General features: G+C 58.2%; 10 protein-coding genes and 1 pseudogene. 2 read left to right on the plus strand and 9 right to left on the minus strand.

Annotated elements, in window-relative coordinates; all coding sequences use genetic code 11:
• Positions 1-1,364: 1,364 nt before the first annotated feature.
• From H3V53_RS40330 to H3V53_RS40345, 4 genes are all read right to left on the minus strand, one after another.
• Positions 1,365-3,155, minus strand: a complete 1,791-nt coding sequence (locus H3V53_RS40330; protein WP_336602588.1) for a SulP family inorganic anion transporter — start codon at positions 3,153-3,155, stop codon at positions 1,365-1,367.
• 718 nt (positions 3,156-3,873) lie between these two features.
• Positions 3,874-4,254 carry a hypothetical protein gene (locus H3V53_RS40335; protein WP_336602589.1) on the minus strand — a complete coding sequence of 127 codons (381 nt, stop codon included), beginning with the start codon at positions 4,252-4,254 and terminating at the stop codon, positions 3,874-3,876.
• 219 nt (positions 4,255-4,473) lie between these two features.
• Positions 4,474-4,878 carry a hypothetical protein gene (locus H3V53_RS40340; protein WP_336602590.1) on the minus strand — a complete coding sequence of 135 codons (405 nt, stop codon included), beginning with the start codon at positions 4,876-4,878 and terminating at the stop codon, positions 4,474-4,476.
• 78 nt (positions 4,879-4,956) lie between these two features.
• Positions 4,957-6,381: a DUF2252 domain-containing protein gene (locus H3V53_RS40345; RefSeq protein ID WP_336602591.1), complete on the minus strand. Its 1,425-nt coding sequence runs from the start codon at positions 6,379-6,381 to the stop codon at positions 4,957-4,959.
• Between the two features lie 577 nt (positions 6,382-6,958).
• Between H3V53_RS40345 and H3V53_RS40350 the strand changes: the two genes are divergently transcribed.
• The gene (locus H3V53_RS40350) at positions 6,959-7,480 is read left to right on the plus strand and encodes a hypothetical protein (protein ID WP_336602592.1); all 522 of its coding nucleotides are present in this window, start codon (positions 6,959-6,961) and stop codon (positions 7,478-7,480) included.
• A gap of 459 nt (positions 7,481-7,939) precedes the next feature.
• On the opposite strand, the gene H3V53_RS40355 is transcribed toward H3V53_RS40350, so the two are convergent.
• The 5 genes from H3V53_RS40355 to H3V53_RS40375 form a co-directional block, all read right to left on the minus strand.
• The gene (locus H3V53_RS40355) at positions 7,940-8,224 is read right to left on the minus strand and encodes a hypothetical protein (protein ID WP_336602593.1); all 285 of its coding nucleotides are present in this window, start codon (positions 8,222-8,224) and stop codon (positions 7,940-7,942) included.
• A 347-nt stretch (positions 8,225-8,571) separates the two neighbouring features.
• Positions 8,572-9,477 (minus strand): DUF2254 family protein, encoded by a 906-nt coding sequence (locus H3V53_RS40360; RefSeq protein WP_336602594.1) that lies wholly within the window; start codon positions 9,475-9,477, stop codon positions 8,572-8,574.
• On the minus strand, positions 9,477-9,974 hold the full coding sequence (locus H3V53_RS40365) for a DUF2254 family protein (protein ID WP_336602595.1): 498 nt from the start codon (positions 9,972-9,974) through the stop codon (positions 9,477-9,479). Before H3V53_RS40365 ends, H3V53_RS40360 begins: the two co-directional genes overlap by 1 nt.
• A gap of 1,109 nt (positions 9,975-11,083) precedes the next feature.
• The gene (locus tag H3V53_RS40370; protein WP_336602596.1) at positions 11,084-11,476 is read right to left on the minus strand and encodes a hypothetical protein; all 393 of its coding nucleotides are present in this window, start codon (positions 11,474-11,476) and stop codon (positions 11,084-11,086) included.
• An 81-nt stretch (positions 11,477-11,557) separates the two neighbouring features.
• On the minus strand, positions 11,558-12,685 hold the full coding sequence (locus tag H3V53_RS40375; protein ID WP_336602597.1) for a hypothetical protein: 1,128 nt from the start codon (positions 12,683-12,685) through the stop codon (positions 11,558-11,560).
• A 418-nt stretch (positions 12,686-13,103) separates the two neighbouring features.
• Between H3V53_RS40375 and H3V53_RS40380 the strand changes: the two are divergent.
• Positions 13,104-13,943 (plus strand): annotated as a pseudogene (locus tag H3V53_RS40380) (amino acid permease); the annotation flags it as partial.
• Positions 13,944-14,036 lie beyond the last annotated feature (93 nt).

Here is a 14,036-nt window from a genome sequence, read left to right on the forward strand (position 1 = left end):
GACCGCCGTCACGAGCCACGACAGCAGGGAAATCGCTCCCACCTTTGCCATATTCGTCGGCAACATGATGATGCCCGAGCCCATCATGTTTACCGTGACGATGAAGGTCAATTGGATGACATTCATCTTTTTAGGTTGATCAGACATGACGACTCTCCTCAAACCGATCGGTTACTGCTGCTGCCCGCACGCGACGCATATGTAGCCCGATACCCGTATTCTCGCCTTCCTGAAATATGCTCTGCACTTCCCAGTTGAAGTCCGCAAAAACGCTTAAACGACTCCTGGCTCGCCATGGAAGTATTCGAGCATCGGATCGGGATAATCGTGGTCAACGATCGCCACCACCTTCAGCACTCTGTGGGACGGTGCTTTGACCGACCGGGGATCGCGGTCGCTCCTAGTGTTTGCACCTTGATTCAAACACCGTAGGGCGGGCGCCTGTTGACCCAGATCAAAATCCTTCGCGCACCTATCTGTACCCTGATTTCATACCTGAGGACGGATGCGCATGCGAAACATGGCTGCGCGGTAGCGGCTCCGCCGCATGACCACGACATAACATCGTGTTGCGCTGCAGTGATGGCGCCCAGCATGTGTAGGGCGCGCTGCGGAGACCGGGGCCACCTTCACCGGTTCAAGAGCGGCGAACTGCAACCGGTTTGAGGTAGATCGGCTAATGAGAATAAGGCCGCTTGTTCGCGTTCGAGATCGTCCCCATGCCCTGCGACGCATGCGCCAGAATGCTAGAAAGCGAAACTCCGACGGCACACGCATGGCTGGCGGAAGCGCACAGTCCCACGCGCCTGCATCGGCTCGGGCGCCCCGCGGTCGTCGTGCACCTCTTTCGCTGTAGCCAGTGCTGCACGAACTGGTTGGCAGAAATCGACCCGCTGCAACCGGACAACGTCGACTGGCTGTGCCTGCACTCCGCTTCGAATGTCCTCGCGCCCGTGTCAATGTTGAACCCTGGCCTGGAACGCGGTTCGCAGGCGCCGCCTGTAGAAGCGACTCGCCGGACTGACCCGACGCTCATAAGTGTTCCGGGCGTCCCTGCGAACGGAGTGATCAGAAAGCACCGCAATCCGGGAGTTCAAAACCGCCGCTTCCGATACCCCTTTGACATGTTTCAATGGCGAAAGCGCTACTAAACGCTTCTGTGTCTAACCGCTGCACCAACAACACCCTTCCATGGGTAGCTCATCATCGTTCGGGTTTAGCGGTTACGACTTACTTGCCGCCGCATATCTGGACATCTGAGCAACGCAATAAGCCCACGAAAGTCTCGGCCGCCCTGGTCCATCGCGCGTCATACTGTAGCCGAACCATTCAGGACGCTCGACCGTCGCTCCCCGCTCCACGGTTTAAGCGAGCCGGGTGGCGTCCGGATACGTACCTTTTCCTTTGTCTTCCAACGCAACGACTGATGGGTCGGTGTCTCGCAGGAACGCTTCGACCACGTCGCTTACGGTCATGCGTCGCCCAAGATGACCGACCCGCTCCTCGAGACCCTCGGCACGGAGAACGTCGCGCGCATCCGCGTGCGCCGCGACGATCCGCAAGCGCATGCCTGCTTTTGCAAGATTCCCTTGCAGTGCCGCCAGCATCCGCGCGCCCGCAATGTCGACTGCGGGAGAACTGGACAGGTCGCAGATGACCAGCTTGACAGGATTCGCGCTCGACCGGATGTACTTCCACACTGTAGCCCGGACATGCTCGGTATTGAAGTAAAGCAGTGACGCCTCCACGCGAAACATCACCACCCCCGGCACCGGCTCGTTATCGGGGTGGCGTTCGACATCCGAATAGAGCTGTGTACCCGGAATGCGTGCCAGTATCGCTACGTGAGGATGCGCGGCGCGGCGGATGAGCAGCAGCATCGATGCGAGAACCGCGAATATCACGCCCTTCAGGATGCCAAATTGCAACACCGCAACGAATGCGAGCATCGACACGAAAAATTCATAGCGGCTCACGCGCCATACATGACGCAGTTCGCGTATGTCCACCAGTCCCTTGACCGCCACGAGCACGATCGCGGCAAGTACCACATTGGGCAGATTGGTGAGTAATCCCGTCAGGAACAGTAAGCACAAACCAATTGCGACCGAAGCGAATACGAGCGAAAGTGGTGTCTTTGCGCCCGCCTTGTCGTTGACGGACGATTGCGACAGACCACCGGCTACCGGATAACCCTGGAATAACCCTGCGGCGAGATTGGCGGCGCCCAGCCCCAGCAGTTCCTGGCGCGGATCGATTTCATAGCCGTTCTTTTGTGCAATAGCCCGAGCTGCGGAAACGCTCTCGACATATGACAGCAACAGGCATGCGAAGGCCAGCGGGATAATGCCGTCGACATCTCGCACGCGCAGCGCTGGAAGATGAAACTCTGGCAAGCCGCGAGGTAATGTGCCGACGACCTTGAACCCCATCTCGCGAAGCGGCGTCACCGTCAGCAGTATGATGGACAGCAGCACGACAAACAATGCAATAGGCCGCCCGGGAAGAAATTTTTCGCCCAACAGCAGGACAGCGAGCGCACCGATGCCGAAGATCAGTACGGCCAGTTGCGTGTCGGGAAGCTGGCCGACGAGAACCGTGACACGCTCGAAGAAGTGCTCGCCACCTCCCTTGACACCGAAAAGTTTGGGCAATTGCGTCAACGCAATGGTCAGCGCTGCGCCCGCTTTGAAGCCGAGCAATATCGTTTCGCTGATGAAGTTCACAAGCGAACTCAGCCGGAGAATCCATGCAACCAGGCACATCACTGCGATCACCACTGCGGTCAGGGCCGCAATCGAGGCGAATCTCGCAGGGTCCCCGCCAGCCATATCCGCGACGGTCACACCGACGAGCATGGAAATCGCCGATGTGGGACCGATCGCCAGTTGCCGCGATGACCCGAATGCCGCATAGAATATGCCGCCGGCCAGATAGCAGTAGATGCCATATTGCGGGGGTAGCCCTGCCAGCGTCGCATAGGCGAGCGACACGGGTATGCCGTAGGCAGCGAGCGTAACACCGGCAACTGCATCGGAGGAAAGCCAGCTCCATTGATAGCGAAATAGCCATTGTGCTGGTGGAAATATCGCGCGCCATCCCGTAGCGGGTGTCTCAATTCCGTTAGTGACGCCGGAGACCTGTTGGTTAGCCAATTAACCCTCCTTCCGGGCAGTCAAGGCAGGATTCAACCGTGCCGGCAGCCCGTTTTGAGCCGGTATATCGAGTGACACTTCAACCGCCGCAGCGGTTTGCATGCTAGGCCGTGCCAATGAAATGGTGATGCCGCAGCGCGTGGGAATATCGACATTGCGGGAGCGCTCAAGTTCGTTCAGCCTTGCGGCGAGCCGGTATCGTCCCGGTGGAATTTGCGCGTAGAAATTCGCACCTTCATATGCAAATCACGATACCCGGGCAACGACCCGGCAAGTTGATAAAGATCAACGCTTCGAGGACCCGAGGACTTACCTGCTTTGCGGGCGGTGGCCGAGCCGCGTGCGAGGTGCACACGATGACGCGTCATGAGCAGTTCGCCGCGAGTTGTGACAGATAGTAGATGACGCCCAGAACGACTATGTCCGGGATAATGGCACTGACGGACTTTCCCATATGCTCGCCTGCAGCAACAGCGAAGGCGAGCAGGCCGTTGAAGACGGCTCGGGTCCAGGGAAAAAGTGAAAGTACGAATGCAGGTAGGCATACACCGACACAATGATGGTCACGACACAGATCACTGGCATCAGGCGATGAAATGCCTTCCAGATGGGTTCGGAACGGAGAAGCTGAAAGGACTGGATGCCGACGGCGTGGACACGACCCTGCAGACGTTGGGAGAGAGCTTGTCCAACCGGTCGAGCACGAACAGAGCTGCGATCACGATCGCGAGCAGGCGGTGGCCCCGAGGCCATACAGCCCCGCCCTGCGCAGGGCGCCGCTGCTACGGGACTGCCGGTACTCGTCGATGGCTCGCTGGATTCGAATCACCTGCAAGGCGGCGAGACGGTCGCGGCTCGTGAGCTCAAGCCGGGCATCCGCTTCGCTCACAATCATGAGCGTATCTTCGCCTGCCACGATTATCGTAACGTTCTCCACAACTTCGATACTCGACCCGTCGCTGGGGAATGAGAGGTTTGCTGCCACCTTTTCGATTCGTCCCCTGATTGCCTCGGCACGCTGTTCGGCGGGAAACGACGAAACACCCCGAACCTTGAACAGCAGCTGACCGTCGATCTCGACAGGGGCCGTTTCCAGCACCGCTTCAAGGAAGGGGGATGCTTACGGGCGCGCCTTATCACTTGCGGCCTGAAGCAGAGCCGCCAACATCATGAAAAACACCCCAAGGATGGAAACCGGAGAATCATTGCTCCCTATATTTCGATAAAAGCCCGTACTCGTGACCCCGCAACGGCATCCGCTCGGCGTAATTTCACCGGGCGCAATCGCCTTGGCATGTCTGAGGCTCTTCCACGGCATTCAACGCTTTCGCAACGTCCAGTCCGTCTTTCCCGTAGCGCAAAACTCCGGGTGAAGATCCATCGACTGACCTTTTGCTGTCAGGATCACGGAAACACGGCGGCACGTCTTTTCCCCTTCGCGGCTGGTACTTTCGGGCGTCATGGCTGCATCGATATGTACGCTGTTTCCAGTCCCCTCATTTGTCCATCGGCTTGTTTCGCCGTCCTTCCTGGTGTTGAGCACTTCGACCAGTGCACTCTTGAGCGACATCATGTCGGGCTTCTTTATGTACGACATCGGCGTATCGTTGAGGAAGTTAAGATTACTTGCGACCGCGATGCCGACATTTGCCAGCAACAGCGCCGGTAACGCGATGCGCGTCCAACGCGCCGACTTTTCGAACTCCCTCTTGCCTATCAACATGTCCCCCGCTTGTCGGTGCCGTCCGGCGGTTCTGCGACGTATGCATGCGCGGATCGCAATCATCGCAGGACCTTTCGATTATTCGTCCGCTTTCGCCGTAATCCTGCCTTCACGGATGGCGCGGACAAACTCACGGTGGTCTCGACGGTTCTGCGAGCTGTATTCGGTTGCGAACTCGGTAATCGCATCGTCGAACGTTTGTCCGGAACCCATGTAGCCAGCCAACTTCGCGGCGTCCCCCGAGCGGGCGTGCGCGCGAGCGAGAGCGTGAGCACACATGCGGGCATACTGTCGCAGCAGACCCGTGTCCCAGTCCTCTATGACAACCGACATCTTCATGTCACGAAGCTGACGAAGATAAAAATCCCGTCCGTTCTTTCCGCGCGTCCACCCCAGAAAGACGTCACTCGCGGTCTGCATGAGCCGTTGACCCGCAATCACCCGCTGTCCATGATTGGGGTGCAGGCTTTTTCCAGCAAAGGGTTCGAGGACAGATGCGCGTGCTTCCTTCACCTGTAGGAACAACGGATCGTCATCACCCGCCATGAAAAGGCCGATGGCGCACATCGTGCCGACGCTGCCTACACCCACGACCTTGATTGCCAGATCTACAAGGTGGAATCTGTCGAACAGAACACGGACATGCTCGGCCAGGCTCTCGCGGTATGACGCTATGGCTTCCATGTATCCCGATTCAAGGCCGGGGGCGACATCCTCTCCAGGATGGAAGATAAGCGGCGGCTCGTCCTTGATACGCGGTAGCGCGCCTTCCTGTGAGACAAGCTTGGGATAAAGATGCTCCGGCACCTGCTTGCGCCGTTCGACCGCGATACGCTCCGCGATCCGCTTGCGTATGAGCTCGACGATAGCAGGATCGGCTGACCGGTCCTGATACTTCTGCAGATCGATCTTGTCGTACCACACATCAAGTGCGCGCATTGACGCGTAATCATGCATGCGCTCCCGGTATTCCCTGACCAGATCCGTCGCCACACGTGCCGCATCGCTAGAGGGAATTTCCAGATGTTGCGCGGCGATCACCACGCTCGCCGCCAGACGCTTGAGATCCCACTCGAACGGTGCGGGCAGTGTTTCGTCCAGATCGTTGATATCGAAGATCACGTTGCGTTCCGGCGTTGCAAAGCCGCCGAAGTTCATCAGGTGTGCATCGCCGCACGCCTGTACGCGGATTCCGCTCGAGGGCGTCGTTGCAAGGTCCGCCGCCATCAGCGCGGCTGCACCGCGAAAGAACGCAAACGGGGATGAGGACATGCGCCCGAAGCGAATTGGAATCAACAGCGGGAGGCGGCCTTCGTTCGATTTGCTCAACAGCTCGACGGGGTCATGCCGCTCCTTCGGCGCCGTCCATCCCGCCTGAGTTGAACGCGGTACCCTGTCGCGAATCGCGCGCCCTTCGGCCGCCCTCTCGTCGGCCGTCCGGTAGGGCAATCCCGAAACCGGTCCCACGGGCTGTGGCCGCTTGCGCGTAACGATCTTGTCCATGTCAATATCCTCCCTTCCCAGCCGAAGACGACGACCGGTCTGGCATCTAAGATAGTCACGTCGCGCGAGCCGGAATTGATGCAGGTCAACCGACGTTCCGGCTTGGAATCGGGCAGCGGTCGACGCTATACCCGTGGTCCCTCTTCCTGCCCGACGAGCGCTAGCGTCTCTCGCGCTCGCCTTCGATCGCCGAACGACCCTCAAGGCATTGACCTTCAGTCAAGCGCGCATCGCGCCGCGCCCTTTATCACCGCGGCCTTTCTCGATGGGCGAACCGCGCCGCCGTTGTACCCCGTTTTGCTTGCGCCTTCGGCGCAATTGACTTCTCTCCGTACCGCGCACGACTGCTGCTTACATTGATTTGCATCAAGCAAGGAATGGCACGCAGAGAGATCCTCCTATATGGGGCACCGGCCTCAGAAGAGCAGAGTGAAGACCTCCATAAGGGTGCCGGGGACGGGCGATCGGCTTGATGGAAAAAGGCAACATCGGCGGAAGTTAGCCGCGGTGCTGAGGATATGCCACCGGCACCCGGCGATCACCGCGGTACCCGAAAAACGAGCGATTCATTGCAGGCATGAAACAGAAACACGACATTCTTGGCTGGGTAGCAATTGTCATGGCCGCATTAGTGATCCTGGCAGCGCTCCCAGCAGCCATCATCGACACGTTCGAACACGGTCGCGTGTATCTGTTCTCACGCGAGTTCATCGACGAACTGCCGCTTCGTTTTTCAGGGCCGGGCCGCCTTCGCTTCATACTCCAGCCGCTGGTGGCCATCGTCCTCGGTTGTCGAAGCGGCCTGAATGATGCGCGCGCCGGGCAACGGCCCTATCTGTATCGCATCGCGACCGACAGCGCGAATCGCAAAGAGCTTATTCACAGCGGGCTGTCTGCAGTTCGAAATCTGCTTGCGATGGGGATTGTTCTTGATGCCATTGCGCAACTGCTGATATACCGGATCGTACACCCCGGGGCGGCTCTGGTGTTTGGCCCGGTGCTGATCTGTATGCCTTATGCTGTTTCCCGGGCTCTGGCGAACCGTGCGGCGGGACTCCGGCGACACCGCTTTCACACACATGACAGCCGGCGTACCTGAACCTCAACCTGGCCACAAGAGGCCTTGCAGATGGGCCATATTGTCCGTATCGAGCATATCCCTGTAGAAAACCGAATAAGTCTACGGAATCCCTCGTGAGCAGGTAACGCATGTCGTGCTTCGGAAGCTGGTGTTATGGCACGACAATTTCGACCACGTCATCTCCTAAATCGAGCCGCCTCGCTTTCCAGTCAGGAAGTCGACGAATCCTCCATGTCGTGTTGCAGTACGAATCAATTCACTATAAAGGATAGAAAATACTGCTCGCGCTGGAAACATCATCGTGTGCGAATTTCATCAGAACTCTCGAGGTAAACAGGATCAGCGGCGGTGAGTCGCGGATCCCCAATATGATCCATCGATTTGGCGACGATCCATCCTTACGCCTTCACGATCCAGCCATGTCGGAACAAAAAGAATGAAAATGTTCCTGCGTACTTGCCTCGGACGTCACCGTGCTCACAAAGGCACGTGATCGGGCTGATGTGACTGGTCAAGAACCTTGCCCACGCCCGACTGACCGTCGGACCAGAACCCAGTCGGCACCGAGATGAACCCTACTGACAGGATCACACCCCACATCGGCACCGCCCCGATGTGCCCTGTTATCTTAGGCCGCCAAAGTTCGCGACGGTGGTCAGCCACAGCCGTCCGATCGCACCAAGGCAGCTCGCGACGGGCGAAGATGTCGTTACTGGAAAGCGTCAGTTGCACGACGTTCATTTCTTTGGATTGGTTAGCCATGTAATTCTCTTCCGGTCTCGATTGCTTTCCGCAGTTCGCGAACGACTTAGATGTAAAAGCGAATCCGACCGTCCTCTCGCTCCTGGGATACGCCCTGCACCTCATTCCCTTGAGTGATACAACCAGGCATAGTGCGAGATCGACATCCATGTATCGCTTTGCATCGCAGACTCAGATCGATGGGCGACAAGCCAACCGGCGCAGACCCGAGCCGACGCCGTGACAGCCGCGGGCGTCCATTCTGGAAGACGAACATAACGATGTGCATTGATCGCATCGCTCATTTGCGCAAGCGACCGTTTCAGTTTGGGATGGGCTTAGTATTTGTCTGCACGCCGTCGCCCTGTTCACCTTTCCTCGGTTTTACGTACTGTGTGCGACGCGCCTCCCAGTCCCTGCGTGTCCGCAATCCGCGCCAGTCTTATGTCTTCGTCAAAGATGTGCTCACGCACGATCACGGCGTCCAGAAGTTCCAGTTCGCGGCGCAACGCGGCGTGACGCACGAAGGGCAGCGTCTTTATGAGGTTTTCGATCATTGCGCGAAGACGTCTCTCGATCTGGAGACTACCTGCGCCACACTGCCGTATTTCCCTGAAGCTGATATGGACGTAGTCGTTCCAGTCCGGCGTCCGAAAGAGCACACGCGGGCTTCCGATATCGTCGCTGACGGCCTGATTGACAAGAGAGCGCTTGCCGACGAGGCGCAGCAACCTGTGCAACTGATCGATCGCCAGCACAGCTGTCGTCGGATCATTGATCGCTGGCGAAAGAGCCTTCAGTGCAATGTCGACCTCGATCCGGAATGCGAACATGGGGTCCTGCTCCATTGTCCTTTCCGTCCCGAGCGCGACAAGGTTTTGCAACCGGCGACCGCTTTCATCACTGAACGCCGTGCTCACACCGGAAATGTAGAAGAGCGGTTCGTCGGTAGCGATGAAATCGCCGACCTGCGCGGCAAACTCGATGACGCACCCCAAACGTCGTGCTTCGCGGGCCAAGCCTCTCAGATTCACAGCTAGCACGACGCCCGATCGGCCGCGGTGATAGACAACGTGCGATTTAGTCACCTGGCGAGCTGTCGCGTCTTCGTTCTCCGTGCTTGAGGCAGACAGTTCTTGCGAACGCGAGACGCACTTGCGCACACCCGACGAAAATGCATGCAATGATTCCTGGCCGAACGGATAGGGGTAGATGTGTCGAATGACGGCAAATCCCTGCTCCGCGACACGCCCGATCAGACTGACGGGCCGCATCAGCGCGCGGAATAATCTATGAGCAAAATGAAGGCGATGAGCGAAGCAAGTCCGATCACCGTCGCCAGGAACACCTGCAATTGAGGCACGAGAACTGATTGACCTAGCTCGGCCATGGTCCTGTGTGTCCATAAAAGCGAAAAAACAAACAGCCCGACGATCCATCGGATCACGTTGTCGCGCAAGAGCGTGGTCGCAATGATGCGCGGTGTGTACTGTCCGCCTGCTACCTGGATCGCAACCAGCATGGAGCCGAAGCTGAACACCAGACACGACAGGTTGAGCGTAAAGATTCGATCAAGAATCGAATGTGCTTCCTCAGCGTTAACAGCAAGAAACCCGTGTTGCAGGTCATATGCGCGATTTGCCACAAGCCACGTGCCAATGTACTCCGCGATACGCTTGAGGACGATGCCGGCCATCACGGCAAGAATAGGCACAATCCACAGCGACGACCTCACGTAGCTGATGACACTATATCTTCGGTTCCATGCCACGGCATTCTCCCTCGCAACACCTCGAAATGCACGGAAGGCCGTGCGTACATGTGCATCAGCGATGCCGCAGCTGAAGGAAATTTCCACGTACCTGACTAACGTTTCGCATTGCTGTCACCTGGAATGAATTGAAGAGTCGGGAAAATGGCCGCACCGTCACAACTTAATGCCCAGCAGCCACACGTCGCACACGTCGTCCATGAAATTCGCCACGAGATTGCTATGAGAAGCCCTCAGCCTACGGCACCTACGCGTGCCGTGGGCCACGTCAAGGACACGTTAATGCCACCGCGCTGCGGGATATCAATGCAGGTTCCCCGGGACGCTATCGGCTCAATGCGCGACGCCAATCGGCGTCGAACGCTTACGAACCCGCATATAGAGGTATGGCTACCCGAAGTCGCTACGAAAATGGGTCTACCGTGGGCCGGCAACACACGCACGGACACATCAGACACGAACTCTCCCGCACTCGTGATAAAGCGGGCGCGGACGCCATAGCGTGATTCGACCGCGTGCATCGTAGCCGCGTTCTCTTCGCCAACGCCACCCGTCAGATGGGCAATGCCCCCGTACTGACTGCCGGTCAGCCCGGCCACGGCGTATGCAGCCCACGTGCCACTGGCGGCACCCGTACGACCACAGTTCATACCCATTCCGTTTCCCATGGTCGTGCCTCCGTCGTAGTCCACCGTCGGCTGATGACTGCCCATGCCAGACGGCAATTGCACCCCCTGCTCCTGTGCACAGGTTCCTTGTGGCGATTGCCCGCCCCTGCTGGTGGGTTGCGGCTTCGCGAATCTGGATGCAGAAATCGGCCCGCTCCGCGGGCGTCGTCAGCTGAAGCGGTGACCTAGTACCAACTGACTGTGCAAGCGCGTCAATGTGGATCGTCGCCGGCAGACACATGATTTGAAAAACCAGTGGACTGAGTACGTCGGAATATCGTGTTCGCATCGCGTGTCTCCGCGTTTCTACCCCATGATGAATGGATTCTATGCAACTCCATCAATGCACACCGTTGACTTGGGTCAAACGTGGGATACGTGAACGGCCGGGCTTATTCGACATGACACGCGCTTTTTGGAGCGACCAGATTGCGGCATGATTCAGCGCCGACGCAAATCGTGGCGACCGCCATCTTGTGCGCTTGAGCAAGGTATTGTCATGGCGGGCGGTTTGGCCGGGAACGGAAGCGGCGCCTGTGCGGGTCTCGCATCGTCAGACATTACGCTTGATGCCGCATCGATGATCGCTGGCATCAGGATGAAATCGCGCTCCATCTCGGGCATTTTTTCCATCGCGTGCAAGGTCACCCTCGTCACCCAGCACACGTCTGACGGCGTTGCCGACGCAGGGTACGTCGTGTACAACTGGTACCGGTCGAGGTTGACGGGGTCGGCGTCCAGCTCCATGACGACTTCACGTGACAGTTCATCGCTAGCCCCGGCATATTGCTCGCGTTTCGGCAACCGCACCGGTGCGTCCGACACACTGCTCACCAACACCTTCGTTCAATGAATCGCTTTCATGTTAAAACGATCACGCATTCAGGACGGGAGCGCGCCCCATTCTTTGCCTCGCTATTGCGCCGGGATGGTGATTAACGGCAACGCTTCCTGAGTGCCGGTATCTGCCATCGTGAAGAAGAGAATCACGGCGTTGAGCGCACGCTTGGTTCGCAGATCGCCTTGTTCAATCCAGAACCAGTAGTCACGGTAACGGACGGCAGCGTACGCGTTGATCGGCCTTTCCTTCCCGCTGCGAATTTGAACGACTCCCTGCTGCAACTCCGCACTGGACTGCACGAAGGCCGGCAGCGCGCTATGGTCTCTCATGTGCTCTTCCGGGACATCGATATAGCTGGAAAAGGCTTGCATGATTTGCAGCATCGAGCGGCTGTTTACCGTCAGTTCGTCATCCGCGCCGCGGGCGGGGGAGTACCTCAGCGTGAACTTTTGCGGCCCCACCGGCATTTTAAGCAGGCGGCGTATCTCCCCGACCTTCTCGATGACTTCGACAGGCATGTCATCGCGCCGGAAAAAAAGCACGGCGGTCGATCCTTTGCCCTTCTCTTCTTCCACGCGCATCCCAACCGCCCCAGTGGTCTGCACTTCGCGCAGCAGTGCGATTGCCCGCAGGAACTCTGGATCTGCCTCCCGCGTGATCCCTGCAGCTGTCGATCGATTGCGTACGCCGTTGAGCGACTCCACCGTCATGCCTAACAGAAAGTCCGCAGCATAGCCGCTCTGCAACATGAAGAAGATGTTCCGCGGATCGATCGGCTCCAAGAGCCCTCGCAGAAATTTCTGTCCGGTCGCGGGCGCATAGGTGATCGTGGGGCGGTCCGTATAGACGCCCTGTGCCCCGGCCGCCAGAAGATTGCCTTGCACGGCTCGCTCAGTAGAAAGCGTGCCATTTAACGATACACCGGTTTGCAGCGAGTAGCCGCTGACTACCGAGGCCACGTCCACAAATACCGGCAAGTCGAGATAGCGCAGCTTGACAATGTTCATGAGCGTTTGCTGTTTCCACGATTCGGCGATCGCTGCGCTGTAGTCGAACCGATCCGCGACGATGGTGGTGGGGCCGAGCGAGCCGCAGCCGGCAAGTGAACCGCACATCGCGAGCCACACGAATGCCGCCAGGATGATGTGGAAAGCAATATTGGCAGCGCCGCTGGCGGCCCTCCTGTGATTCTTCGGTTTCATGGCTATATTGGTTCGCTGCTTCGTTGACCCGATGCCTGAAAATGCACACTCATTCCAGCATCCCGGAATCGGAGGCGATTGAGCTAGATCAACCTTAACCGCCACTCGCCCCAGTCCGGATTTCGGCCTTCCGTCGACTTCGATCTGCCCGGAAATTCAATGAGCTGCCGGGGCCACATGACGATCGCGAACATGAGACGAAACATTGACACGCATCAACTGCCGCAGCGCTTCCACACCTAAGCTAGGCATGGATCGGGCCCTCTGGCTCGATCGCCCCCTTGGAAGCGATGGCCGAATAACCGGTTGCACGTTCCTGTTGCACCGCAAGCTTCTTCTCGCGTGCGCCTCATTCACTGGAAGCTACCCTGGCCAGAGGTTGTGCTGTCGAATTCCAAAAGGGCAAAGGAGACGCTACATGTCTGACTCGATATGCAGGCCCGCATCCGATGCGAATGAAAGCCCGTCCACTATTCCCGCGGTCGCCCCGAAGCTTCATCTCGGCGCGCTGACCGCGCTGGTGGTGGGTTCGATGATCGGGGGCGGCATATTCTCACTACCGCAGAACATGGCCGTTAGCGTCGGGGCCGGTGCGGTGCTGATCGGGTGGATCATCACGGCCGTCGGCATGCTAGCCCTCGCGTTCGTCTTCCAGACCCTCGCGAATCGCAAGCCGGAACTCGATGGCGGCGTCTATATCTACGCGAAACAGGGGTTTGGCGACTATATGGGTTTTTCGTCGGCCTGGGGCTACTGGATCAGTGCCTGGCTCGGAAACGTCGGGTACTTCGTTTTGCTCTTCGGCACGTTCGGCTACTTCTTTCCAGTTTTCGGCGAAGGGAACACGCCCGTTGCGATCGCCTGTGCCTCAGTACTTCTGTGGAGCGTCAATTTCCTCGTGCTGCAGGGCATCAAGGAAGCGGCCTTTGTCAACATGGTCACGACGATCGCCAAGGTCGTGCCGATCGTTCTGTTTATCCTGATCTGCGAATTTTCGTTCAGTTCGCACGTCTTCACGAACGACTTCTTCGGTCTCAACAGTCCGAAGCTCGGCAGCGTCGCGAACCAGGTGCGCAGCTCGATGCTCGTGACGGTGTGGGTCTTCATCGGTATCGAAGGCGCCAGCATCTTTTCGGCTCGTGCGGAAAAGCGCTCCGATGTCGGCAAGGCGACGGTCTTCGGTTTTATCGGTGTGTTGCTCGTTCTCGTACTTGTCAACATGCTGTCGGTCGGCATTATGGCGCGTCCCGATCCAGCCTGTGTGAAAACGCATTGATCGCCTAAACTAAATCAACGCGCTGAGACCGGGTGACTCATGAAGCGATTCGTTGAAGGCGATGACCGCAAGCAG

Origin of the sequence: Paraburkholderia bengalensis (assembly GCF_037126505.1) — a bacterium.
Lineage (GTDB): Bacteria > Pseudomonadota > Gammaproteobacteria > Burkholderiales > Burkholderiaceae > Paraburkholderia > Paraburkholderia bengalensis.

Excerpts from the sequence above, each read along its gene's own strand:
- H3V53_RS40340 (WP_336602590.1), bottom strand. The coding sequence starts at position 4,878 with ATGTTGATAGGCAAGAGGGAGTTCGAAAAGTCGGCGCGTTGGACGCGC.
- H3V53_RS40345 (WP_336602591.1), bottom strand. The coding sequence starts at position 6,381 with ATGGACAAGATCGTTACGCGCAAGCGGCCACAGCCCGTGGGACCGGTT.
- H3V53_RS40350 (WP_336602592.1), top strand. The coding sequence starts at position 6,959 with ATGAAACAGAAACACGACATTCTTGGCTGGGTAGCAATTGTCATGGCC.
- H3V53_RS40355 (WP_336602593.1), bottom strand. The coding sequence starts at position 8,224 with ATGGCTAACCAATCCAAAGAAATGAACGTCGTGCAACTGACGCTTTCC.
- H3V53_RS40360 (WP_336602594.1), bottom strand. The coding sequence starts at position 9,477 with ATGCGGCCCGTCAGTCTGATCGGGCGTGTCGCGGAGCAGGGATTTGCC.
- H3V53_RS40375 (WP_336602597.1), bottom strand. The coding sequence starts at position 12,685 with ATGAAACCGAAGAATCACAGGAGGGCCGCCAGCGGCGCTGCCAATATT.